Genomic DNA, 26,181 nt, shown 5'->3' on the forward strand with positions numbered 1-26,181 from the left:
AAAATGAATCATCAACGAACTGTTTTGATACGTTATCTACTCGCTTTAACGATAACTAACGTAAGTTAACATGATGTTTTAAATCTTTTCTAAATTATTTAAAATAAACGTTGACATCAAAACTTGGAAGCGTATTATACGCATCCAGTTCGGGGCAACAGCAACGAACAGCGCTACTTAACGTAGCTAAGGTGAAGAGCGAATGCGACTCTCATCTACTTCTTGATTTATCTTGAGAAGTTCTTCTTTAACAATTAGTTATCATGCAATTTGTGTGAGCACTCACATTATGTTGTTTTACATAGTTCTCTATCTTTTACTAGGTAGGAACAAAAAACGCTTAATGAATGATGTTCATGCAAATAAATATAGTTATTTATCTTTAGTTAGGTAGATAGCGACTATGTAATGCGATATCAGTTTTCGGATTGGTATCACGACAGAATTCATTGAGCAGTAACACATCGCTTGCGGTGAGGTTACACAAACGATTTTTAATTGAAGAGTTTGATCATGGCTCAGATTGAACGCTGGCGGCAGGCTTAACACATGCAAGTCGAGCGGTAACAGAGATAGCTTGCTATCTGCTGACGAGCGGCGGACGGGTGAGTAATGCTTGGGAATATGCCTTATGGTGGGGGACAACAGTTGGAAACGACTGCTAATACCGCATAACGTCTACGGACCAAAGGGGGGGATTCTTCGGAACCTCTCGCCATTTGATTAGCCCAAGTGAGATTAGCTAGTTGGTGAGGTAATGGCTCACCAAGGCGACGATCTCTAGCTGGTTTGAGAGGATGATCAGCCACACTGGGACTGAGACACGGCCCAGACTCCTACGGGAGGCAGCAGTGGGGAATATTGCACAATGGGCGAAAGCCTGATGCAGCCATGCCGCGTGTGTGAAGAAGGCCTTCGGGTTGTAAAGCACTTTCAGTTGTGAGGAAAGGGGTGTAGTTAATAGCTGCATTCTGTGACGTTAACAACAGAAGAAGCACCGGCTAACTTCGTGCCAGCAGCCGCGGTAATACGAGGGGTGCAAGCGTTAATCGGAATTACTGGGCGTAAAGCGTTCGTAGGCGGTCTATTAAGCAAGATGTGAAAGCCCAGGGCTCAACCTTGGAACTGCATTTTGAACTGGTAGACTAGAGTACTGTAGAGGGTGGTGGAATTTCCAGTGTAGCGGTGAAATGCGTAGAGATTGGAAGGAACATCAGTGGCGAAGGCGGCCACCTGGACAGATACTGACGCTGAGGAACGAAAGCGTGGGGAGCGAACAGGATTAGATACCCTGGTAGTCCACGCCGTAAACGATGTCAACTAGCCGTTTGTGGACTTGATCCGTGAGTGGCGCAGCTAACGCACTAAGTTGACCGCCTGGGGAGTACGGCCGCAAGGTTAAAACTCAAATGAATTGACGGGGGCCCGCACAAGCGGTGGAGCATGTGGTTTAATTCGATGCAACGCGAAGAACCTTACCATCCCTTGACATCCAGAGAAGAGACTAGAGATAGACTTGTGCCTTCGGGAACTCTGTGACAGGTGCTGCATGGCTGTCGTCAGCTCGTGTTGTGAAATGTTGGGTTAAGTCCCGCAACGAGCGCAACCCCTATCCTTATTTGCCAGCGCGTTATGGCGGGAACTCTAAGGAGACTGCCGGTGATAAACCGGAGGAAGGTGGGGACGACGTCAAGTCATCATGGCCCTTACGGGATGGGCTACACACGTGCTACAATGGCAGGTACAGAGGGCAGCAATACCGCGAGGTGGAGCGAATCCCACAAAGCTTGTCGTAGTCCGGATTGGAGTCTGCAACTCGACTCCATGAAGTCGGAATCGCTAGTAATCGTAGATCAGAATGCTACGGTGAATACGTTCCCGGGCCTTGTACACACCGCCCGTCACACCATGGGAGTGGGATGCAAAAGAAGTGGCTAGTTTAACCCTTCGGGGAGGACGGTCACCACTTTGTGTTTCATGACTGGGGTGAAGTCGTAACAAGGTAACCCTAGGGGAACCTGGGGTTGGATCACCTCCTTATCTTGAAGTAAAATTGCTTAATGGAAATCAGTTTTCGGATTGTATTTCACGAGTGTTCACACAAATTACATGATAACAAATTAGAAGAAACGATAGGTCTGTAGCTCAGCTGGTTAGAGCGCACCCCTGATAAGGGTGAGGTCGGCAGTTCAAGTCTGCCCAGACCTACCAATTTACTTAACTAAAGTAATTGGTAGATTCTTCTATAAAGAAAGAGACCAAATTTAAATACACTTTTTAAAGTGATTTTAAATTTGGTTTTTTAAACCACAAATTATGCCGAATGCGTGCTAATTTGAATTCTTTAACAATCTGGAAAGCTGATATAAATATCGGTATTTATATAACAAACACGGTGTCGCGCTGTTGTTTGTAACGTTATAAATACCAAGCTGTTATCTCATTCTCTTATCGTGAATGAAGTAATGGTGATAGTGCATCCCCCCAAGGATGTATTATCGAATTCATACTGCTCGCAAGAGCATGATGTCTTATCAAGTAACTCATCGTATATCTTCGGATATACTGAGTACGTGAAAATGTCAGACTTTACAATTGTCTTGGATTAGTCTCCGGGGCGTACTTCGTTTTCAAATCTTCGGATGAGACTACTTAGGGTTGTATGGTTAAGTGACTAAGCGTATGTGGTGGATGCCTTGGCAGTTAGAGGCGATGAAGGACGTGTTAATCTGCGAAAAGCTTTGGTGAGGTGATAAAAACCGTTATAGCCAAAGATGTCCGAATGGGGAAACCCACTTACCATAAGGTAGGTATCGTTACGTGAATACATAGCGTAACGAAGCGAACCGGGAGAACTGAAACATCTAAGTACCCCGAGGAAAAGAAATCAACCGAGATTTCGTTAGTAGCGGCGAGCGAACGCGAATCAGCCCTTAAGCTTATAGGGTGCTAGTAGAATGTTCTGGAAAGGACAACGATACAGGGTGATAGTCCCGTATACAAAAGCAACCTTTAAGTGAAATCGAGTAGGACGGAGCACGTGAAACTTTGTCTGAATATGGGGGGACCATCCTCCAAGGCTAAATACTACTAACTGACCGATAGTGAACCAGTACCGTGAGGGAAAGGCGAAAAGAACCCCTGTGAGGGGAGTGAAATAGAACCTGAAACCGCATACGTACAAGCAGTGGGAGCCCAATTTAGTTGGGTGACTGCGTACCTTTTGTATAATGGGTCAGCGACTTATATTCTGTAGCAAGGTTAACCGATTAGGGGAGCCGTAGCGAAAGCGAGTGTTAACTGCGCGTTTAGTTGCAGGGTATAGACCCGAAACCCGGCGATCTACCCATGGGCAGGTTGAAGGTTGAGTAACATCAACTGGAGGACCGAACACACGTATGTTGAAAAATGCGGTGATGACTTGTGGGTCGGAGTGAAAGGCTAATCAAGCCGGGAGATAGCTGGTTCTCCCCGAAATCTATTTAGGTAGAGCCTCGCACGAACACCATTGGGGGTAGAGCACTGTTAAGGCTAGGGGGTCATCCCGACTTACCAACCCTTTGCAAACTCCGAATACCAATGAGTGATATGCGGGAGACACACTGCGGGTGCTAACGTCCGTTGTGAAGAGGGAAACAACCCAGACCGCCAGCTAAGGTCCCAAAGTACTAGTTAAGTGGGAAACGATGTGGAAAGGCATAGACAGCTAGGAGGTTGGCTTAGAAGCAGCCATCCTTTAAAGAAAGCGTAATAGCTCACTAGTCGAGTCGGTCTGCGCGGAAGATGTAACGGGGCTAAACTAGTCACCGAAGCTGCGGATTTGAACTTAGGTTCAAGTGGTAGGGGAGCGTTCTGTAAGCCGTTGAAGGTGAATTGAGAAGTTTGCTGGAGGTATCAGAAGTGCGAATGCTGACATGAGTAACGATAAGGGGAGTGAAAAACTCCCCCGCCGAAAGACCAAGGTTTCCTGTCCCATGTTAATCAGGGCAGGGTAAGTCGGCCCCTAAGGCGAGGCGGAAACGCGTAGTCGATGGGAAACAGATTAATATTTCTGTACTTCTATATATTGCGAAGGAGGGACGGAGTAGGCTAAACAAGCACGGCGTTGGTAGTCCGTGTGAAAGTATGTAGGTGGTTGACTTAGGTAAATCCGGGTCTTCATTAACACTGAGATACGAGACGAGACTCTACGGAGTTGAAGTTGTTGATGCCATGCTTCCAGGAAAAGCTTCTAAGCTTCAGATATATAGGAACCGTACCCCAAACCGACACAGGTGGTTAGGTAGAGAATACTAAGGCGCTTGAGAGAACTCGGGTGAAGGAACTAGGCAAAATAGTACCGTAACTTCGGGAGAAGGTACGCTGCTCAACGTTAAACCCTTGCGGTGTAAGCGAAGAGTAGTCGAAGTAACCAGGTGGCTGGAACTGTTTATTAAAAACACAGCACTGTGCAAAATCGAAAGATGACGTATACGGTGTGACGCCTGCCCGGTGCCGGAAGGTTAATTGATTCGGTTAGTCCTCGGACGAAGCTGATGATCGAAGCCCCGGTAAACGGCGGCCGTAACTATAACGGTCCTAAGGTAGCGAAATTCCTTGTCGGGTAAGTTCCGACCTGCACGAATGGCGTAATCATGGCCACACTGTCTCCACCCGAGACTCAGTGAAATTGAATTTGCGGTTAAGATGCCGTATACCCGCGGCTAGACGGAAAGACCCCGTGAACCTTTACTATAGCTTGACAGTGAACATTGCTCCTACATGTGTAGGATAGGTGGGAGGCTTTGAAACCATGTCGCTAGATGTGGTGGAGCCAATCTTGAAATACCACCCTTGTATGCGTGATGTTCTAACCTAGGGCCCTTATCGGGCTTGGGGACACTGTCTGGTGGGTAGTTTGACTGGGGCGGTCTCCTCCCAAAGAGTAACGGAGGAGCACGAAGGTTGGCTAAGTACGGTCGGACATCGTACGGTTAGTGCAATGGCATAAGCCAGCTTAACTGCGAGACAGACACGTCGAGCAGGTACGAAAGTAGGTCATAGTGATCCGGTGGTTCTGTATGGAAGGGCCATCGCTCAACGGATAAAAGGTACTCCGGGGATAACAGGCTGATACCGCCCAAGAGTTCATATCGACGGCGGTGTTTGGCACCTCGATGTCGGCTCATCACATCCTGGGGCTGAAGTCGGTCCCAAGGGTATGGCTGTTCGCCATTTAAAGTGGTACGCGAGCTGGGTTTAGAACGTCGTGAGACAGTTCGGTCCCTATCTGCCGTGGGCGTTTGAGAATTGAAGAGGGCTGCTCCTAGTACGAGAGGACCGGAGTGGACGAACCACTGGTGTTCGGGTTGTCATGCCAATGGCATTGCCCGGTAGCTACGTTCGGAACTGATAACCGCTGAAAGCATCTAAGCGGGAAGCAGGCTTTGAGATGAGTTCTCACTGGGACTTTAAGTCCCCTAAAGGGTCGTTGGAGACTACAACGTTGATAGGTCAGGTGTGTAAGTGCTGCGAGGCATTGAGCTAACTGATACTAATTACCCGTGAGGCTTAACCATACAACACCCAAGTAGTTTTGCTGAAAAGTGATACTGAAGTGATTGTGTGAAGACTGACAAATACATAAAATGTAAAATCACGTACTTACGTGTTACTTGAAACTAAAAAAACGATATTTATAGCTCATTGAGCAAAGCTTTCTAAGATTGTACCTTTTTTGTTTAGCGACAATAGCGCTGTGGTCCCACCTGATCCCTTTCCGAACTCAGAAGTGAAACGCAGTTGCGCCGATGGTAGTGTGGGAGTTCCCATGTGAGAGTAGGACATTGCTAAACTTCTAATTAGAGAAGCCCGATTCGATAGAGTCGGGCTTTTTGCTGAAGTTTTTATTTATTAAATTACTTATCAAAATATTGTAAGTAACATAATAAATAAAAGTTTTTGTCTAGCGACAATAGCGCTGTGGTCCCACCTGATCCCTTTCCGAACTCAGAAGTGAAACGCAGTTGCGCCGATGGTAGTGTGGGAGTTCCCATGTGAGAGTAGGACATTGCTAGACTCCTATTAAAGTTTGATAGTGAACCGCAATAGCGCCGATGGTAGCGTGACTTATGTCGCAGTAAAGCCCATGTGAGAGCGTAGCAGGACATTGTCAAACTCCTAATTCCATCAACTAGTGTGATGTAATGGCCCCGTGGAGGGGTTCCCGAGTGGCCAAAGGGATCAGACTGTAAATCTGACGGCTCAGCCTTCGGTGGTTCGAATCCACCTCCCTCCACCATATTTTTATAGAATGATTAAATACCAGCAATTAGCTGGTATTTTTTTTGCATTTTTTTCAGTCTTTCCAGCTCATTGTTACTTAAATCTAATCGAGTTAGTTCCATTAATAAGATCTTAGCTTTATGCAAATCTTCCTCTGATTGTTTGTCTTGGTCGTATGAGACTAACAAAACCTGCATTAGATTTAATTTTATACCTATATGTTTTGGAAACATTGCAGAAGCATCTTGTAGTTTGAGAGTTGCCTCCCGATATTTCTTTTGAGTATATAGAGTTAAACCAAGTTCAATATCCGCCTGAGCCTTATCTTTTATATTAAAAATTTGTCTATTCATTTCATTCGATGACTGATAAATAGCTGACTCTTCCCTAGCGGCGAGTATTCTGCTGGCAAGATCATCTCTTTTCAATTTTTTTAATGTTAGTGATATATCAATTAATTTACTATTTTCAATATTGTTATGTTCGCTATGAAGTAATCTTTCTCCTCTAACAATTTCGTCATTCGCAAGTTGTCGTTCTTTTGTTATTTCTAATAAACATGCACCAAGTAAATGAGACTGGACTCTGATATCACTTTCGTTGAAGTCTCTTGCCATTTGCTTTAAATAGGAGAAGGCTTTGTTATTCATTTTCTTTGCATCGACTAATGGTAGTGAGGGTAAGTGCTCAATCAATGCTTGTACGTACTTTATTGCGTTATCAGCACAATGATGAATTGAATTCTGCGCTAGGTTATAAGTTTGCTCGAAGGCTGCAGTGGCTTTATCAAAATGCTCATTATGAATACAAAGGTGGGCATATTTTTTTAAACGCGTTAAAGAACGTGGTGATAAAAGCAGAGCTTGCTCTAATATTTCTTCAGCAAGTATATAATGGAATTGTTCTTCATAAGTTATTGCCAGCCAATCATAACTTGATAAATAAAGCGGGCAGTCCCTTATTAAAAGCTTAAATAACTTTTCCGCTTGATTTAACTTCTTTTCATGTAAAGCAACTTTACCCAAACCAATAGTAGCCCATTGACAATTTGAAGTATTTTGATGGGCCAAATAAATCGCTTTGGCTTCATCAAATTTTTCTAATTCAAAATATTGTCTTGCTATAATACCTAAGCATTCAGTTTTATACGGTGTGTTTATTGATAAAGCATGTTTACAACGTTTGATAACAAGCTCTGGGTCATCTGTATCGAGAGCTTGATATATAGCTGCCATTGCCATTTTTTTATGCAAACAAAAGTTTAAACGTTTTTCTAATTCACTTAATGTATAGGGCTTACATAAATAGTGATCTGGTTTGTGTTCAAGCGCAGCTAATACCATGGATTGTGATACTTCTGCAGTAATTAGAATGACGATACAATGACGATTTATATAACCATTGACCCTTAACTCTTCGAGGATCTGTTGGCCATTCTTTTGATTCTCCCCTAGGTCATAACCCAAGAAAATCACATCATAATGTCTTTGCTGGCAAATTGAAGCAACATCTTGTGCATAATGAGTGCTATCTACTTGTTTCGACGTTAAGCGCATAACAAATTGTTTGAGGATTTCTTGCGATGGTTTGATATTGTCAACAATCAAGAATCGCATATTTTGATAATTGTACTTAGCCATAACATCCTTAATATGAAATACGCTAATAACTGGGATAGTCATATACGACTTCTGCTACAATTAACCAACTTAAAAATATATTGGCTAAACGAATGACCTTTTCTTCCTTTTCTTTGGACTCAACATTGCTTAAAGCAATAACCGAATCTGCTTATGATGAACCAACAGAAATACAAAAGCAAAGTATCCCTCTTATTCTAGCTAAACATGATGTTATGGCAAGAGCTCAAACAGGTACAGGGAAAACAGCTGCTTTTGCACTGCCAATACTTCAACAATTAATATCAGTTCAACCTTGTAAACCAGAACTAAGAGCATTGGTGCTAACTCCAACGAGAGAACTTGCTCAGCAAGTGCATAAAAGCTTTTGTCATTACGGGCAATTTACTGATGTTACAATTGGTATTGCGTACGGCGGCGTTAGTACAAAAAAACAAATTAGTGAATTGAAAGTGGGTGTTGATATATTAATTGCAACGCCAGGAAGATTATTAGATCTGCTTAGAACTGAATCTGTCAGCCTATCCAACATAGAAACATTAGTTTTCGATGAAGCAGATCGTATGTTAGATATGGGTTTTAAAGAAGAAATAGATCAGATTACTCAATATCTACCAAAAACAAAGCAAACACTGCTCTTCTCAGCTACATTCGCGGATGATATTTACAAAATGAGTAAAAACATTTTAGTTGAACCTAAAATGGTTGAGATTGATGAGAAAAACAAAGCTGCTGATGATGTAGAGCAACTTGTCTATGGTGTTGATGCTGATCGCAAACGAGAACTAACTTCGTTTTTAATTGGATCAAGAAATTGGAAACAAGTTTTAGTGTTCACTCGAACTAAGCAGTGCGCAGATGACCTAGCAAAAGAAATGACTAAAGATGGTGTTAAATCATTAGCTATTCATGGCGATAAATCTCAAGGCGCACGTGAAAAAGCATTACATGAGTTTAAGGAAGGAAAAGTTCGCGCACTAATAGCAACCGACGTTGCTGCGCGTGGTATCGATATAAAAGGTTTATCACATGTGATTAACTATGAACTTCCTTATAACGCAGAGGATTATGTTCATCGTATAGGGCGTACTGCAAGAGCGGGTAATTCAGGATTAGCTGTTTCTCTGGTCAGTCCTGGAGAAGAATGGTTACTAACAGCTATAGAAGAATTACTTGATATCCAGCTATTACAACAATGGTTACCAGGTTATGAGTTAGATTTGACGAAAATTGCTAATTCAAATAAAAGACCAATAAATAAAAAGAATGCACGCAAGGATGCACTATCCGCAGGTGATAAGTCTAAAGGGCACAGACCTAATACTAGAAATAGAAGACGATAGAGCATAGTGAAAACATCAGACAGGTTCATTTATGTACTACTATGTTATGCATAGTAAGCGAATAGCGGGATTTATCATCGAACAAACAAAAAGGTTAAATAAGACCTTGTACTTAAGCTAACTCTCTCTATAATGCGCTCCAGTTCCAAGGGGTTCACGCAAAATGAATCATCAACGAACTGTTTTGATACGTTATCTACTCGCTTTAGCGAGAAATAACGTAAGTTAACTTGAATTTTTAAATGTTTTTCAAAATAATTTAAAATAAACGTTGACATCAAAACTCGGAAGCGTATTATACGCCTCCTGCTTCGGGGCAACAGCAACGAGCAACGCAAATTAAGTTCAACTTACTTTGCTTCAGATAAAGAGCGAATGCGACTCTTATCTACTTCTAAACTTAGTTTACGAAGTTCTTCTTTAACAATTAGTTATCATGCAATTTGTGTGAGCACTCACATTATGTTGTTTTACATAGTTCTCTATCTTTTACTAGGTAGGAACAAAAAAACGCTTAATGAATGATGTTCATGCAAATAAATATAGTTATTTGTCTTTAGTTAGATAGGTAACGACTATGTAATGCGATATCAGTTTTCGGATTGGTATCACGACAGAATTCATTGAGCAGTAACACATCGCTTGCGATGAGGTTACACAAACGATTTTTAATTGAAGAGTTTGATCATGGCTCAGATTGAACGCTGGCGGCAGGCTTAACACATGCAAGTCGAGCGGTAACAGAGATAGCTTGCTATCTGCTGACGAGCGGCGGACGGGTGAGTAATGCTTGGGAATATGCCTTATGGTGGGGGACAACAGTTGGAAACGACTGCTAATACCGCATAACGTCTACGGACCAAAGGGGGGGATCTTCGGACCTCTCGCCATTTGATTAGCCCAAGTGAGATTAGCTAGTTGGTGAGGTAATGGCTCACCAAGGCGACGATCTCTAGCTGGTTTGAGAGGATGATCAGCCACACTGGGACTGAGACACGGCCCAGACTCCTACGGGAGGCAGCAGTGGGGAATATTGCACAATGGGCGAAAGCCTGATGCAGCCATGCCGCGTGTGTGAAGAAGGCCTTCGGGTTGTAAAGCACTTTCAGTTGTGAGGAAAGGAGTGTAGTTAATAGCTGCATTCTGTGACGTTAACAACAGAAGAAGCACCGGCTAACTTCGTGCCAGCAGCCGCGGTAATACGAGGGGTGCAAGCGTTAATCGGAATTACTGGGCGTAAAGCGTTCGTAGGCGGTCTATTAAGCAAGATGTGAAAGCCCAGGGCTCAACCTTGGAACTGCATTTTGAACTGGTAGACTAGAGTACTGTAGAGGGTGGTGGAATTTCCAGTGTAGCGGTGAAATGCGTAGAGATTGGAAGGAACATCAGTGGCGAAGGCGGCCACCTGGACAGATACTGACGCTGAGGAACGAAAGCGTGGGGAGCGAACAGGATTAGATACCCTGGTAGTCCACGCCGTAAACGATGTCAACTAGCCGTTTGTGGACTTGATCCGTGAGTGGCGCAGCTAACGCACTAAGTTGACCGCCTGGGGAGTACGGCCGCAAGGTTAAAACTCAAATGAATTGACGGGGGCCCGCACAAGCGGTGGAGCATGTGGTTTAATTCGATGCAACGCGAAGAACCTTACCATCCCTTGACATCCAGAGAAGAGACTAGAGATAGACTTGTGCCTTCGGGAACTCTGTGACAGGTGCTGCATGGCTGTCGTCAGCTCGTGTTGTGAAATGTTGGGTTAAGTCCCGCAACGAGCGCAACCCCTATCCTTATTTGCCAGCGCGTTATGGCGGGAACTCTAAGGAGACTGCCGGTGATAAACCGGAGGAAGGTGGGGACGACGTCAAGTCATCATGGCCCTTACGGGATGGGCTACACACGTGCTACAATGGCAGGTACAGAGGGCAGCAATACCGCGAGGTGGAGCGAATCCCACAAAGCTTGTCGTAGTCCGGATTGGAGTCTGCAACTCGACTCCATGAAGTCGGAATCGCTAGTAATCGTAGATCAGAATGCTACGGTGAATACGTTCCCGGGCCTTGTACACACCGCCCGTCACACCATGGGAGTGGGATGCAAAAGAAGTGGCTAGTTTAACCCCTCGGGGAGGACGGTCACCACTTTGTGTTTCATGACTGGGGTGAAGTCGTAACAAGGTAACCCTAGGGGAACCTGGGGTTGGATCACCTCCTTATCTTGAAGTAAAATTGCTTAATGGAAATCAGTTTTCGGATTGTATTTCACGAGTGTTCACACAAATTACATGATAACAAATTGAAAGATACCCTGATGGGGCTATAGCTCAGCTGGGAGAGCGCCTGCCTTGCACGCAGGAGGTCAGCAGTTCGATCCTGCTTAGCTCCACCAACTCATCACGTATCTTTTACTAAAGAAAGAGACCAAATTTAAATACACTTTATAGTGATTTTAAATTTGGTTTTTTAAACCACGAATTATGCCGAATGCGTGCTAATTTGAATTCTTTAACAATCTGGAAAGCTGATATAAATATCGGTATTTATAAGGTAAGCACGGTGTCGCGCTGTTGTTTACATGATTATAAATACCAAGCTGTTATCTCATTCTCTTATCGTGAATGTGGTAATGGTGATAGTGCATCCCCCCAAGGATGTATTATCAAATTCATACTGCTCGCAAGAGCATGATGTCTTATCAAGTAACTCATCGTATATCTTCGGATATACTGAGTACGTGAAAATGTCAGACTTTACAATTGCCTTGGATTAGTCTCCGGGGCGTACTTCGTTTTCAAATCTTCGGATGAGACTACTTAGGGTTGTATGGTTAAGTGACTAAGCGTATGTGGTGGATGCCTTGGCAGTTAGAGGCGATGAAGGACGTGTTAATCTGCGAAAAGCTTTGGTGAGGTGATAAAAACCGTTATAGCCAAAGATGTCCGAATGGGGAAACCCACTTACCATAAGGTAGGTATCGTTACGTGAATACATAGCGTAACGAAGCGAACCGGGAGAACTGAAACATCTAAGTACCCCGAGGAAAAGAAATCAACCGAGATTTCGTTAGTAGCGGCGAGCGAACGCGAATCAGCCCTTAAGCTTATAGGGTGCTAGTAGAATGTTCTGGAAAGGACAACGATACAGGGTGATAGTCCCGTATACAAAAGCAACCTTTAAGTGAAATCGAGTAGGACGGAGCACGTGAAACTTTGTCTGAATATGGGGGGACCATCCTCCAAGGCTAAATACTACTAACTGACCGATAGTGAACCAGTACCGTGAGGGAAAGGCGAAAAGAACCCCTGTGAGGGGAGTGAAATAGAACCTGAAACCGCATACGTACAAGCAGTGGGAGCCCGATTTAGTCGGGTGACTGCGTACCTTTTGTATAATGGGTCAGCGACTTATATTCTGTAGCAAGGTTAACCGATTAGGGGAGCCGTAGCGAAAGCGAGTGTTAACTGCGCGTTTAGTTGCAGGGTATAGACCCGAAACCCGGCGATCTACCCATGGGCAGGTTGAAGGTTGAGTAACATCAACTGGAGGACCGAACACACGTATGTTGAAAAATGCGGTGATGACTTGTGGGTCGGAGTGAAAGGCTAATCAAGCCGGGAGATAGCTGGTTCTCCCCGAAATCTATTTAGGTAGAGCCTCGCACGAACACCATTGGGGGTAGAGCACTGTTAAGGCTAGGGGGTCATCCCGACTTACCAACCCTTTGCAAACTCCGAATACCAATGAGTGATATGCGGGAGACACACTGCGGGTGCTAACGTCCGTTGTGAAGAGGGAAACAACCCAGACCGCCAGCTAAGGTCCCAAAGTACTAGTTAAGTGGGAAACGATGTGGAAAGGCATAGACAGCTAGGAGGTTGGCTTAGAAGCAGCCATCCTTTAAAGAAAGCGTAATAGCTCACTAGTCGAGTCGGTCTGCGCGGAAGATGTAACGGGGCTAAACTAGTCACCGAAGCTGCGGATTTGAACTTAGGTTCAAGTGGTAGGGGAGCGTTCTGTAAGCCGTTGAAGGTGAATTGAGAAGTTTGCTGGAGGTATCAGAAGTGCGAATGCTGACATGAGTAACGATAAGGGGAGTGAAAAACTCCCCCGCCGAAAGACCAAGGTTTCCTGTCCCATGTTAATCAGGGCAGGGTAAGTCGGCCCCTAAGGCGAGGCGGAAACGCGTAGTCGATGGGAAACAGATTAATATTTCTGTACTTCTATATATTGCGAAGGAGGGACGGAGTAGGCTAAACAAGCACGGCGTTGGTAGTCCGTGTGAAAGTATGTAGGTGGTTGACTTAGGTAAATCCGGGTCTTCATTAACACTGAGATACGAGACGAGACTCTACGGAGTTGAAGTTGTTGATGCCATGCTTCCAGGAAAAGCTTCTAAGCTTCAGATATATAGGAACCGTACCCCAAACCGACACAGGTGGTTAGGTAGAGAATACTAAGGCGCTTGAGAGAACTCGGGTGAAGGAACTAGGCAAAATAGTACCGTAACTTCGGGAGAAGGTACGCTGCTCAACGTTAAACCCTTGCGGTGTAAGCGAAGAGTAGTCGAAGTAACCAGGTGGCTGGAACTGTTTATTAAAAACACAGCACTGTGCAAAATCGAAAGATGACGTATACGGTGTGACGCCTGCCCGGTGCCGGAAGGTTAATTGATTCGGTTAGTCCTCGGACGAAGCTGATGATCGAAGCCCCGGTAAACGGCGGCCGTAACTATAACGGTCCTAAGGTAGCGAAATTCCTTGTCGGGTAAGTTCCGACCTGCACGAATGGCGTAATCATGGCCACACTGTCTCCACCCGAGACTCAGTGAAATTGAATTTGCGGTTAAGATGCCGTATACCCGCGGCTAGACGGAAAGACCCCGTGAACCTTTACTATAGCTTGACAGTGAACATTGCTCCTACATGTGTAGGATAGGTGGGAGGCTTTGAAACCATGTCGCTAGATGTGGTGGAGCCAATCTTGAAATACCACCCTTGTATGCGTGATGTTCTAACCTAGGGCCCTTATCGGGCTTGGGGACACTGTCTGGTGGGTAGTTTGACTGGGGCGGTCTCCTCCCAAAGAGTAACGGAGGAGCACGAAGGTTGGCTAAGTACGGTCGGACATCGTACGGTTAGTGCAATGGCATAAGCCAGCTTAACTGCGAGACAGACACGTCGAGCAGGTACGAAAGTAGGTCATAGTGATCCGGTGGTTCTGTATGGAAGGGCCATCGCTCAACGGATAAAAGGTACTCCGGGGATAACAGGCTGATACCGCCCAAGAGTTCATATCGACGGCGGTGTTTGGCACCTCGATGTCGGCTCATCACATCCTGGGGCTGAAGTCGGTCCCAAGGGTATGGCTGTTCGCCATTTAAAGTGGTACGCGAGCTGGGTTTAGAACGTCGTGAGACAGTTCGGTCCCTATCTGCCGTGGGCGTTTGAGAATTGAAGAGGGCTGCTCCTAGTACGAGAGGACCGGAGTGGACGAACCACTGGTGTTCGGGTTGTCATGCCAATGGCATTGCCCGGTAGCTACGTTCGGAACTGATAACCGCTGAAAGCATCTAAGCGGGAAGCAGGCTTTGAGATGAGTTCTCACTGGGACTTTAAGTCCCCTAAAGGGTCGTTGGAGACTACAACGTTGATAGGTCAGGTGTGTAAGTGCTGCGAGGCATTGAGCTAACTGATACTAATTACCCGTGAGGCTTAACCATACAACACCCAAGTAGTTTTGCTGAGAAGTGATACTGAAGTGATTTGTATAAAGACTGACATAGACCGAAAGGTAAGAAAACATCACGTACTTACGTGTTACTTGAACCAAGAAAACCAAACGATATTTATAGCTCATTGAGCAAGCTTTCTAAGATTGTACCTTTTTTGTTTAGCGACAATAGCGCTGTGGTCCCACCTGATCCCTTTCCGAACTCAGAAGTGAAACGCAGTTGCGCCGATGGTAGTGTGGGAGTTCCCATGTGAGAGTAGGACATTGCTAAACTTCTAATTTGTGCTGCGGCACACGAGAAGCCCGTTACATTTGTGACGGGCTACTTGAGAAACACTATTTGTTAACTTAATTGCCTGATAAATGAGCGATTAATGTAAAAAATACTGTTTTATAAAATACTTATTTTCTTTATGAAACTAAGTGTTGACAATAAAACTGAGAGGCGTATTATGCGCACCTCACTCAGGCAAGGCCTGAGGTTAAGAAGATAACGAATGCGATTATCTTCTGTCTTTCATAGCAATATGAACAGACCTTTTCTTTAACAATTAGTTATCATGCAATTTGTGTGAGCACTCACATTAATGTTGTTTTACATAGTTTTCCTTTCGGGGAGAACAAAAAAACGCTTAATGAATGATGTTCATGCAAATAAATATAGTTATTTATCTTTAGTTAGATAGGTAGCGACTATGTAATGCGATATCAACTTCGGTTGGTATCACGACAGAATTCATTGAGCAGTAACACATCGCTTGCGATGAGGTTACACAAACGATTTTTAATTGAAGAGTTTGATCATGGCTCAGATTGAACGCTGGCGGCAGGCTTAACACATGCAAGTCGAGCGGTAACAGAGATAGCTTGCTATCTGCTGACGAGCGGCGGACGGGTGAGTAATGCTTGGGAATATGCCTTATGGTGGGGGACAACAGTTGGAAACGACTGCTAATACCGCATAACGTCTACGGACCAAAGGGGGGGATTCTTCGGAACCTCTCGCCATTTGATTAGCCCAAGTGAGATTAGCTAGTTGGTGAGGTAATGGCTCACCAAGGCGACGATCTCTAGCTGGTTTGAGAGGATGATCAGCCACACTGGGACTGAGACACGGCCCAGACTCCTACGGGAGGCAGCAGTGGGGAATATTGCACAATGGGCGAAAGCCTGATGCAGCCATGCCGCGTGTGTGAAGAAGGCCTTCGGGTTGTAAAGCACTTTCAGTTGTGAGGAAAGGGGTGTAGTTAATAGCTGCATTCTGTGACGTTAACAACAGAAGAAGCACCGGCTAACTTCGTGCCAGCAGCCGCGGTAATACGAGGGGTGCAAGCGTTAATCGGAATTACTGGGCGTAAAGCGTTCGTAGGCGGTCTATTAAGCAAGATGTGAAAGCCCAGGGCTCAACCTTGGAACTGCATTTTGAACTGGTAGACTAGAGTACTGTAGAGGGTGGTGGAATTTCCAGTGTAGCGGTGAAATGCGTAGAGATTGGAAGGAACATCAGTGGCGAAGGCGGCCACCTGGACAGATACTGACGCTGAGGAACGAAAGCGTGGGGAGCGAACAGGATTAGATACCCTGGTAGTCCACGCCGTAAACGATGTCAACTAGCCGTTTGTGGACTTGATCCGTGAGTGGCGCAGCTAACGCACTAAGTTGACCGCCTGGGGAGTACGGCCGCAAGGTTAAAACTCAAATGAATTGACGGGGGCCCGCACAAGCGGTGGAGCATGTGGTTTAATTCGATGCAACGCGAAGAACCTTACCATCCCTTGACATCCAGAGAAGAGACTAGAGATAGACTTGTGCCTTCGGGAACTCTGTGACAGGTGCTGCATGGCTGTCGTCAGCTCGTGTTGTGAAATGTTGGGTTAAGTCCCGCAACGAGCGCAACCCCTATCCTTATTTGCCAGCGCGTTATGGCGGGAACTCTAAGGAGACTGCCGGTGATAAACCGGAGGAAGGTGGGGACGACGTCAAGTCATCATGGCCCTTACGGGATGGGCTACACACGTGCTACAATGGCAGGTACAGAGGGCAGCAATACCGCGAGGTGGAGCGAATCCCACAAAGCTTGTCGTAGTCCGGATTGGAGTCTGCAACTCGACTCCATGAAGTCGGAATCGCTAGTAATCGTAGATCAGAATGCTACGGTGAATACGTTCCCGGGCCTTGTACACACCGCCCGTCACACCATGGGAGTGGGATGCAAAAGAAGTGGCTAGTTTAACCCCTCGGGGAGGACGGTCACCACTTTGTGTTTCATGACTGGGGTGAAGTCGTAACAAGGTAACCCTAGGGGAACCTGGGGTTGGATCACCTCCTTATCTTGAAGTAAAATTGCTTAATGGAAATCAGTTTTCGGATTGTATTTCACGAGTGTTCACACAAATTACATGATAACAAATTGAAAGATACCCTGATGGGGCTATAGCTCAGCTGGGAGAGCGCCTGCCTTGCACGCAGGAGGTCAGCAGTTCGATCCTGCTTAGCTCCACCAACTCATCACGTATCTTTTACTAAAGAAAGAGACCAAATTTAAATACACTTTATAGTGATTTTAAATTTGGTTTTTTAAACCACAAATTATGCCGAATGCGTGCTAATTTGAATTCTTTAACAATCTGGAAAGCTGATATAAATATCGGTATTTATATAACAAACACGGTGTCGCGCTGTTGTTTGTAATGTTATAAATACCAAGCTGTTATCTCATTCTCTTATCGTGAATGAAGTAATGGTGATAGTGCATCCCCCCAAGGATGTATTATCGAATTCATACTGCTCGCAAGAGCATGATGTCTTATCAAGTAACTCATCGTATATCTTCGGATATACTGAGTACGTGAAAATGTCAGACTTTACAATTGTCTTGGATTAGTCTCCGGGGCGTACTTCGTTTTCAAATCTTCGGATGAGACTACTTAGGGTTGTATGGTTAAGTGACTAAGCGTATGTGGTGGATGCCTTGGCAGTTAGAGGCGATGAAGGACGTGTTAATCTGCGAAAAGCTTTGGTGAGGTGATAAAAACCGTTATAGCCAAAGATGTCCGAATGGGGAAACCCACTTACCATAAGGTAGGTATCGTTACGTGAATACATAGCGTAACGAAGCGAACCGGGAGAACTGAAACATCTAAGTACCCCGAGGAAAAGAAATCAACCGAGATTTCGTTAGTAGCGGCGAGCGAACGCGAATCAGCCCTTAAGCTTATAGGGTGCTAGTAGAATGTTCTGGAAAGGACAACGATACAGGGTGATAGTCCCGTATACAAAAGCAACCTTTAAGTGAAATCGAGTAGGACGGAGCACGTGAAACTTTGTCTGAATATGGGGGGACCATCCTCCAAGGCTAAATACTACTAACTGACCGATAGTGAACCAGTACCGTGAGGGAAAGGCGAAAAGAACCCCTGTGAGGGGAGTGAAATAGAACCTGAAACCGCATACGTACAAGCAGTGGGAGCCCGATTTAGTCGGGTGACTGCGTACCTTTTGTATAATGGGTCAGCGACTTATATTCTGTAGCAAGGTTAACCGATTAGGGGAGCCGTAGCGAAAGCGAGTGTTAACTGCGCGTTTAGTTGCAGGGTATAGACCCGAAACCCGGCGATCTACCCATGGGCAGGTTGAAGGTTGAGTAACATCAACTGGAGGACCGAACACACGTATGTTGAAAAATGCGGTGATGACTTGTGGGTCGGAGTGAAAGGCTAATCAAGCCGGGAGATAGCTGGTTCTCCCCGAAATCTATTTAGGTAGAGCCTCGCACGAACACCATTGGGGGTAGAGCACTGTTAAGGCTAGGGGGTCATCCCGACTTACCAACCCTTTGCAAACTCCGAATACCAATGAGTGATATGCGGGAGACACACTGCGGGTGCTAACGTCCGTTGTGAAGAGGGAAACAACCCAGACCGCCAGCTAAGGTCCCAAAGTACTAGTTAAGTGGGAAACGATGTGGAAAGGCATAGACAGCTAGGAGGTTGGCTTAGAAGCAGCCATCCTTTAAAGAAAGCGTAATAGCTCACTAGTCGAGTCGGTCTGCGCGGAAGATGTAACGGGGCTAAACTAGTCACCGAAGCTGCGGATTTGAACTTAGGTTCAAGTGGTAGGGGAGCGTTCTGTAAGCCGTTGAAGGTGAATTGAGAAGTTTGCTGGAGGTATCAGAAGTGCGAATGCTGACATGAGTAACGATAAGGGGAGTGAAAAACTCCCCCGCCGAAAGACCAAGGTTTCCTGTCCCATGTTAATCAGGGCAGGGTAAGTCGGCCCCTAAGGCGAGGCGGAAACGCGTAGTCGATGGGAAACAGATTAATATTTCTGTACTTCTATATATTGCGAAGGAGGGACGGAGTAGGCTAAACAAGCACGGCGTTGGTAGTCCGTGTGAAAGTATGTAGGTGGTTGACTTAGGTAAATCCGGGTCTTCATTAACACTGAGATACGAGACGAGACTCTACGGAGTTGAAGTTGTTGATGCCATGCTTCCAGGAAAAGCTTCTAAGCTTCAGATATATAGGAACCGTACCCCAAACCGACACAGGTGGTTAGGTAGAGAATACTAAGGCGCTTGAGAGAACTCGGGTGAAGGAACTAGGCAAAATAGTACCGTAACTTCGGGAGAAGGTACGCTGCTCAACGTTAAACCCTTGCGGTGTAAGCGAAGAGTAGTCGAAGTAACCAGGTGGCTGGAACTGTTTATTAAAAACACAGCACTGTGCAAAATCGAAAGATGACGTATACGGTGTGACGCCTGCCCGGTGCCGGAAGGTTAATTGATTCGGTTAGTCCTCGGACGAAGCTGATGATCGAAGCCCCGGTAAACGGCGGCCGTAACTATAACGGTCCTAAGGTAGCGAAATTCCTTGTCGGGTAAGTTCCGACCTGCACGAATGGCGTAATCATGGCCACACTGTCTCCACCCGAGACTCAGTGAAATTGAATTTGCGGTTAAGATGCCGTATACCCGCGGCTAGACGGAAAGACCCCGTGAACCTTTACTATAGCTTGACAGTGAACATTGCTCCTACATGTGTAGGATAGGTGGGAGGCTTTGAAACCATGTCGCTAGATGTGGTGGAGCCAATCTTGAAATACCACCCTTGTATGCGTGATGTTCTAACCTAGGGCCCTTATCGGGCTTGGGGACACTGTCTGGTGGGTAGTTTGACTGGGGCGGTCTCCTCCCAAAGAGTAACGGAGGAGCACGAAGGTTGGCTAAGTACGGTCGGACATCGTACGGTTAGTGCAATGGCATAAGCCAGCTTAACTGCGAGACAGACACGTCGAGCAGGTACGAAAGTAGGTCATAGTGATCCGGTGGTTCTGTATGGAAGGGCCATCGCTCAACGGATAAAAGGTACTCCGGGGATAACAGGCTGATACCGCCCAAGAGTTCATATCGACGGCGGTGTTTGGCACCTCGATGTCGGCTCATCACATCCTGGGGCTGAAGTCGGTCCCAAGGGTATGGCTGTTCGCCATTTAAAGTGGTACGCGAGCTGGGTTTAGAACGTCGTGAGACAGTTCGGTCCCTATCTGCCGTGGGCGTTTGAGAATTGAAGAGGGCTGCTCCTAGTACGAGAGGACCGGAGTGGACGAACCACTGGTGTTCGGGTTGTCATGCCAATGGCATTGCCCGGTAGCTACGTTCGGAACTGATAACCGCTGAAAGCATCTAAGCGGGAAGCAGGCTTTGAGATGAGTTCTCACTGGGACTTTAAGTCCCCTAAAGGGTCGTTGGAGACTACAACGTTGATAGGTCAGGTGTGTAAGTGCTGCGAGGCATTGAGCTAACTGATACTAATTACCCGTGAGGCTTAACCATACAACACCCAAGTAGTTTTGCTGAGAAGTGATACTGAAGTGATTTGTATAAAGATTGACATAGACCGAAAGGTAAGAAAACATCACGTACTTACGTGTTACTTGAACCAAGAAAACCAAACGATATTTATAGCTCATTGAGCAAGCTTTCTAAGATTGTCCCCTTTTTGTTTAGCGACAATAGCGCTGTGGTCCCACCTGATCCCTTTCCGAACTCAGAAGTGAAACGCAGTTGCGCCGATGGTAGTGTGGGAGTTCCCATGTGAGAGTAGGACATTGCTAAACTTCTAATTAGAGAAGCCCGTTACGAAAGTAACGGGCTTTTTACTGTCTGGGATTTAAAAAACGAAGTCCATATGAGCGTAGTACATTGCTAAGTTTCTCTTTAAAGAAACTTGTAGCTTACGCTACGGATTTTTTGCTTTCTGGCATTTGAACAATCTCACAGATAGTGAAGTGAAAGCCCTTGCGCCGAGGGTAGTGTGACTTAGGTTCGTTAAGCACTTGTGAGTGCAGGACATTACTACATTATATTTAGAGAAGCCCGATTCGAATGAGTCGGGCTTTTTGCTGTCTGGGATTTAAAAAATGTAGTCTATGGAGCATAAGACATTGTTAAACTTTATTGTAAAAAGGCCATAACTCTGGCTATGTGATCTTGTTCTCTGGGAGTTAAGTATACAGAGAACGGAATATTACTGTTAGGTCATAAAGTTATTAACTTAAGAAGTTAGATATTCACTGTGAAAACAGAGATCGATTCCAAAAATATAATACGATAATCACTTCACTTGAGCTAGTTTCTTGAATTATTGATATCTTTTGAAAACAAGCTATGAACATGTGATTTTGGATATGGCCACCTGCTTTATTGTAATAGCCTTTTAAAGCCAAGAAATTATAAACAATACATAGTCTATATTAATTAACTTTGACTACCTTATACATCTATTAAGAGGCTTATCTTGATCGTTTCAAATTATAATTATATAAAACGGTATTTCTTTGGTGAATATGAGATATTCGCACAAATATAGTGCGTCTATTGCCCTTATATCTTGCAAAAAAAGACAAGTTAAGTATACTTGCGCAAACTTTTTAAAGTTAAAGTTTTTACTTTAAAAAATCAGTGTGTCATACGAATAACGTCGTATAAGAAAATTTAAAAAATATGAGAAATGAACTTACAAAGCCAGGCCGGAAATTTGCCTATCAACAAAGTGCTTTGATAACCCTAATAACACTCATTTTTACACTGATAACATATTTTATTTGGGGATTTGAATCCGCAAAGTCAGCTGCTTTAGGTGGCATAATTGGGATACTGCCCAATTTATTTTTCGCATACAAAGCATTTAGATTTGCTGGTGCGAGAGCGTCAAAGATGGTTGTAGAATCATTCTTTAGTGGCGTAAAGCAAAAAATGGCGTTAATGGCGTTACTACTTGGTTTAACAATCAAATTTGTAGTGATTAGCCCGTTACCATTTTTTAGCATGTTTTGTTTAGTTATGGCTTTGCCAATAATAACTCCGTTTATTATTAAGCAGCAGCGGTAATTTACTTTTTTATTTTTTAAACTTTAATTATTGGGAAATTAATATGTCATCAGGCGCTGTGTTAACCAGCCAAGAATATATTACGCACCATTTATCTAATTTGAAAGTAGGTGAGGGCTTCTGGGCTGTTCACTTGGATTCATTAGGATGGTCTGTATTCTTGGGTTTGGTCTTTTTAACGATTTTTCGTTCCGTTGCTAAAAAAGCAACTTCTGGCGTACCAGGCAAACTGCAATGTGCAGTAGAAATGGTTGTTGGATTTGTTGATGATAGTGTTAAAAGCACTTTCCATGGCAAAAACGCGTTAATTGCACCATTAAGCTTAACCATTTTCGTATGGATTCTCTTAATGAACTCTATGGATTGGGTTCCAGTGGATCTTTTACCACACTTAATCCATTGGGTTACAGGTATGCCTTTAGGTGATATCTACATGAAACCTGTACCAACAGCTGATCCAAACATTACTTTTGGTCTTGCGTTAGGTGTATTTATCCTAATCATCTACTATTCAATCAAAGTAAAAGGCGTAGGTGGTTTCATGAAAGAACTTACTACACAGCCTTTTGGTCACTGGTCTTTATACCCAGTAAACTTTATCCTTGAAACGGTAACTATGCTAGCTCGACCATTATCACTAGCTTTACGTTTATTTGGTAACTTATATGCAGGTGAGTTGATTTTCTTACTTATCGCAACAATTGGTGTATTCCAATTGCCAGTACACTTTTTATGGGCAGCTTTCCACTTGTTGGTAATCCCATTACAAGCGTTTATTTTTATGATGCTAACTATTGTATATCTTAGTTTAGCGCATGAAGATCACTAAATTTGTCGAAGAAGGTTATCAGGCCCGAGTGGGTAAATAACTTTCTTCATCAAAACAGAAATTTTTAAAACTTTAACTTTAAACAATCGGAGATAAAAATGGAAAACTTTGGCTTAATGTATATTGCAGCGGCTTTGCTAATTGGTTTAGGTGCTCTTGGTACTGCTATTGGTTTTGGTCTTTTAGGTGGTAAATTCTTAGAATCTGCTGCTCGTCAACCTGAACTAGCACCACAACTACAAGTTAAAATGTTCATCGTAGCGGGTCTAATCGATGCTATCGCGATGATCGGTGTTGCTATTGGTTTATACATCTTATTCGTTAAAATTGGTTAATTTTACCACTTTTTTTTTAAACGAATAATTGATAGGAGGTACGCACAATGGATATTAATATGACCCTAGTTGGCCAATTAATTGCGTTTGTCGTATTTGTAATATTCTGTATGAAGTATGTATGGCCACCAATTATTGGTGCTATAGAAGATCGTCAAGCAACTATTGCTGACGGACTTGCTGCTTCAGACCGTGCTGCTAAAGATCTTGAGTTAGCTCAAGAGAAAGCTACAGCTCAATTAAAAGAAGCTAAAGTTCAAGCTGCGTCTATTGTTGATGCTGCTAAAAAACATGAAGCTAAAATTGTTGATGAAGCTGCAGGTAAAGCACAAGTTGAGAAAGAAAGAATCTTAGCTAGCGGTCATGCGGAAATTGAAACTGAACGTAACCGAGCTAAAGAAGAATTGCGCAAAGAAGTTGCAGTTCTTGCTATTGCCGGTGCCGAGAAAATTCTTGAGCGTTCAATTGATGCCGCTGCACATAGCGACATCTTAGATAAACTCGTCGCTGAACTTTAAGAGGAAAGAGCTATGTCTGAATTGACAACTGTCGCTCGTCCTTACGCTAAAGCAGCGTTCGAATTTGCTGTTGAAGCTAAAGCAATAGATAGCTGGCTAGTCCAGTTAACTTTTGCTGCTGAAGTTGCTAAAGATGAAACCATCAAAGGTTTTTTATCTAGTGGTGCTTCAGTAGAGCAAGCACAAACATTATTTTTAAATGTTTGTGGTGAGCAAGTAGACAGTCAAGGCCAAAACTTTTTGAAAGTAATGGCAATAAACGAACGTTTGTTGGTGCTACCACAGGTTCTTGAGCAATTTATAGCGTTAAAAGCTGATTTTGACCAAGAAGTTTCTGTGGATGTAACCTCTGCTGTTGAAGTAACAGCAGAGCAAAAAACAACATTAAGCGCCGCGCTTGAAAAGCGCTTGGCACGTAAAGTAAAGCTTAATTGTTTTGTTGATGCGAGTATCGTCTCCGGTTTAGTTATAAAAGCTGGTGACATGGTAATAGATGGTTCAATCAAAGGTAAACTGAACCGCTTAGCAACAACATTACAATCTTAGATAAGGGAACAGAGCATGCAACTGAATTCCACTGAAATCGCTGAACTGATCAAGAATAGAATTGAACAGTTTAACGTTGTCAGCGAAGCTCGCAACGAAGGTACTATCGTTTCTGTAACAGATGGTATCATTCGTATCAATGGCCTTGCCGATGTAATGCAAGGTGAAATGATCGAACTTCCTGGTAGCCGTTTTGCTATCGCGTTAAACCTAGACCGTGATTCGGTAGGTGCGGTAGTAATGGGCCCTTACGCTGATTTAGCGGAAGGCCAAAAAGTTAAAGGTACTGGTCGTATTTTAGAAGTACCAGTAGGTCGTGGTTTATTAGGCCGCGTAGTAAACACTTTAGGTGAACCAATTGATGGCAAAGGCCCAATTGAAAATGATGGCTTCTCTCCAGTAGAAGTTATTGCACCAGGTGTTATCGATCGTAAATCCGTTGACGAACCAGTTCAAACTGGTATCAAGTCAATTGATGCTATGATTCCAATTGGTCGTGGACAGCGTGAATTAATCATTGGTGACCGTCAAATCGGTAAATCAGCGATTGCACTTGACGCTATCATCAACCAAAAGAACACAGGTATTAAAAGTATTTATGTTGCTATCGGTCAGAAAGCTTCTACCGTTGCAAACGTTGTACGTAGCTTAGAAGAGCACGGCGCGTTATCAAATACTATTGTTGTTGTTGCCTCAGCTTCTGAAGCTGCTGCACTACAATACCTAGCTCCATATGCTGGTTGTTCAATGGGTGAATACTTCCGTGATCGCGGTGAAGATGCACTAATCGTATATGATGATTTGTCTAAGCAAGCTGTTGCTTACCGTCAAATTTCATTACTTTTACGTCGTCCGCCAGGTCGTGAAGCGTACCCAGGTGACGTTTTCTATCTTCATAGTCGTTTATTAGAACGTGCTGCTCGTGTAAACGAAGCATACGTTGAAAAATTCACTAACGGTGAAGTTAAAGGTAAAACAGGTTCATTAACTGCCTTACCAATTATTGAAACGCAAGCGGGTGATGTATCTGCTTTCGTACCAACTAACGTAATCTCAATTACCGATGGTCAGATTTTCTTACAATCAGATCTATTTAACTCAGGCATACGTCCTGCTGTTAATGCTGGTATTTCAGTATCTCGTGTTGGTGGTGCTGCGCAAACTAAAATCATCAAGAAACTTGGTGGTGGTATTCGTTTAGCATTGGCTCAATACGCTGAATTAGCAGCTTTCGCTCAATTCGCATCTGATTTAGATGACGCGACTCGTGCTCAATTAGAGCATGGACAACGCGTAACAGAATTAATGAAGCAGAAGCAGTACAGCCCATTATCAATTGCAGAAACAGCGGTATCATTATTTGCTGCTGAAAAAGGTTTCTTAAACGACGTTGCTATAAACAAGGTTGTTGATTTTGAAGAAGCTCTACATGCATACATGAGTAATGAGCAAGCTGCGTTGATGGCTACTATCAACGAAAAGGGTGATTACAATAAAGATATCGAAGCTAGTTTGAAAACAGCACTTGAAAATTTCAAGTCTACTCAAACTTGGTAATCAGTCTTTAATTAAGTAACCTTTTCGGAGAAG

Annotated in this window: 8 protein-coding genes, 4 tRNA genes and 10 rRNA genes; 21 read left to right on the forward strand and 1 reads right to left on the reverse strand. The window is 44.1% G+C overall.

Going from position 1 to position 26,181, the window contains the following annotated elements; genetic code table 11:
• The first annotated feature begins 495 nt into the window (after window positions 1-495).
• The 6 genes from CPS_RS00155 (at window position 496) to CPS_RS00180 (ending at window position 6,280) form a co-directional block, all read left to right on the forward strand.
• Window positions 496-2,040 (forward strand): 16S ribosomal RNA (locus CPS_RS00155).
• A 94-nt stretch (window positions 2,041-2,134) separates the two neighbouring features.
• Window positions 2,135-2,211, forward strand: a tRNA-Ile gene (locus CPS_RS00160).
• Window positions 2,212-2,664: 453 nt separating this feature from the next.
• Window positions 2,665-5,558 (forward strand): 23S ribosomal RNA (locus CPS_RS00165).
• Between the two features lie 161 nt (window positions 5,559-5,719).
• Window positions 5,720-5,834: ribosomal RNA gene (gene rrf, locus CPS_RS00170) — 5S ribosomal RNA — on the forward strand.
• 109 nt (window positions 5,835-5,943) lie between these two features.
• Window positions 5,944-6,058 (forward strand): 5S ribosomal RNA (gene rrf / locus CPS_RS00175).
• Together the 16S, 23S and 5S rRNA genes with 2 tRNA genes alongside form the textbook arrangement of a ribosomal RNA operon.
• 137 nt (window positions 6,059-6,195) lie before the next feature.
• Window positions 6,196-6,280, forward strand: a tRNA-Tyr gene (locus CPS_RS00180).
• 16 nt (window positions 6,281-6,296) lie between these two features.
• On the opposite strand, the gene CPS_RS00185 is transcribed toward CPS_RS00180, so the two are convergent.
• Window positions 6,297-7,946, reverse strand: coding sequence for a response regulator (locus CPS_RS00185; protein ID WP_238383573.1), 1,650 nt, complete (start codon window positions 7,944-7,946; stop codon window positions 6,297-6,299).
• A 50-nt stretch (window positions 7,947-7,996) separates the two neighbouring features.
• On the opposite strand from CPS_RS00185, the gene CPS_RS00190 reads away from it, so the two are divergent.
• The 15 genes from CPS_RS00190 (at window position 7,997) to atpA (ending at window position 26,148) form a co-directional block, all read left to right on the forward strand.
• Window positions 7,997-9,247 carry a DEAD/DEAH box helicase gene (locus CPS_RS00190; protein ID WP_041736510.1) on the forward strand — a complete coding sequence of 417 codons (1,251 nt, stop codon included), beginning with the start codon at window positions 7,997-7,999 and terminating at the stop codon, window positions 9,245-9,247.
• A 669-nt stretch (window positions 9,248-9,916) separates the two neighbouring features.
• A 16S ribosomal RNA gene (locus CPS_RS00195) occupies window positions 9,917-11,459 on the forward strand.
• A 97-nt stretch (window positions 11,460-11,556) separates the two neighbouring features.
• Window positions 11,557-11,632, forward strand: a tRNA-Ala gene (locus CPS_RS00200).
• A 436-nt stretch (window positions 11,633-12,068) separates the two neighbouring features.
• A 23S ribosomal RNA gene (locus tag CPS_RS00205) occupies window positions 12,069-14,962 on the forward strand.
• A gap of 169 nt (window positions 14,963-15,131) precedes the next feature.
• Window positions 15,132-15,246 (forward strand): 5S ribosomal RNA (gene rrf, locus CPS_RS00210).
• Window positions 15,247-15,758: 512 nt separating this feature from the next.
• Window positions 15,759-17,303 (forward strand): 16S ribosomal RNA (locus CPS_RS00215).
• A 97-nt stretch (window positions 17,304-17,400) separates the two neighbouring features.
• Window positions 17,401-17,476: transfer RNA gene (locus tag CPS_RS00220), tRNA-Ala, on the forward strand.
• Between the two features lie 436 nt (window positions 17,477-17,912).
• Window positions 17,913-20,806 (forward strand): 23S ribosomal RNA (locus CPS_RS00225).
• A 169-nt stretch (window positions 20,807-20,975) separates the two neighbouring features.
• A 5S ribosomal RNA gene (rrf, locus tag CPS_RS00230) occupies window positions 20,976-21,090 on the forward strand.
• Between the two features lie 886 nt (window positions 21,091-21,976).
• The gene (locus CPS_RS00235; RefSeq protein WP_011040930.1) at window positions 21,977-22,363 is read left to right on the forward strand and encodes an ATP synthase subunit I; all 387 of its coding nucleotides are present in this window, start codon (window positions 21,977-21,979) and stop codon (window positions 22,361-22,363) included.
• 43 nt (window positions 22,364-22,406) lie between these two features.
• The gene (gene atpB / locus CPS_RS00240) at window positions 22,407-23,192 is read left to right on the forward strand and encodes a F0F1 ATP synthase subunit A (RefSeq protein WP_011040931.1); all 786 of its coding nucleotides are present in this window, start codon (window positions 22,407-22,409) and stop codon (window positions 23,190-23,192) included.
• A gap of 98 nt (window positions 23,193-23,290) precedes the next feature.
• Window positions 23,291-23,527 carry a F0F1 ATP synthase subunit C gene (gene atpE, locus CPS_RS00245; RefSeq protein ID WP_011040932.1) on the forward strand — a complete coding sequence of 79 codons (237 nt, stop codon included), beginning with the start codon at window positions 23,291-23,293 and terminating at the stop codon, window positions 23,525-23,527.
• A 47-nt stretch (window positions 23,528-23,574) separates the two neighbouring features.
• Entirely contained in the window at window positions 23,575-24,045 is a 471-nt protein-coding gene (atpF, locus tag CPS_RS00250; protein WP_011040933.1) for a F0F1 ATP synthase subunit B, read from the forward strand.
• A 12-nt stretch (window positions 24,046-24,057) separates the two neighbouring features.
• A complete protein-coding gene (atpH, locus tag CPS_RS00255) occupies window positions 24,058-24,591 on the forward strand; it encodes a F0F1 ATP synthase subunit delta (RefSeq protein ID WP_011040934.1) in 534 nt (177 codons plus the stop codon).
• Window positions 24,592-24,606: 15 nt separating this feature from the next.
• Entirely contained in the window at window positions 24,607-26,148 is a 1,542-nt protein-coding gene (gene atpA / locus CPS_RS00260) for a F0F1 ATP synthase subunit alpha (protein ID WP_011040935.1), read from the forward strand.
• Window positions 26,149-26,181 lie beyond the last annotated feature (33 nt).

It is taken from the genome of Colwellia psychrerythraea 34H, from assembly GCF_000012325.1.
Lineage (GTDB): Bacteria > Pseudomonadota > Gammaproteobacteria > Enterobacterales > Alteromonadaceae > Colwellia > Colwellia psychrerythraea_A.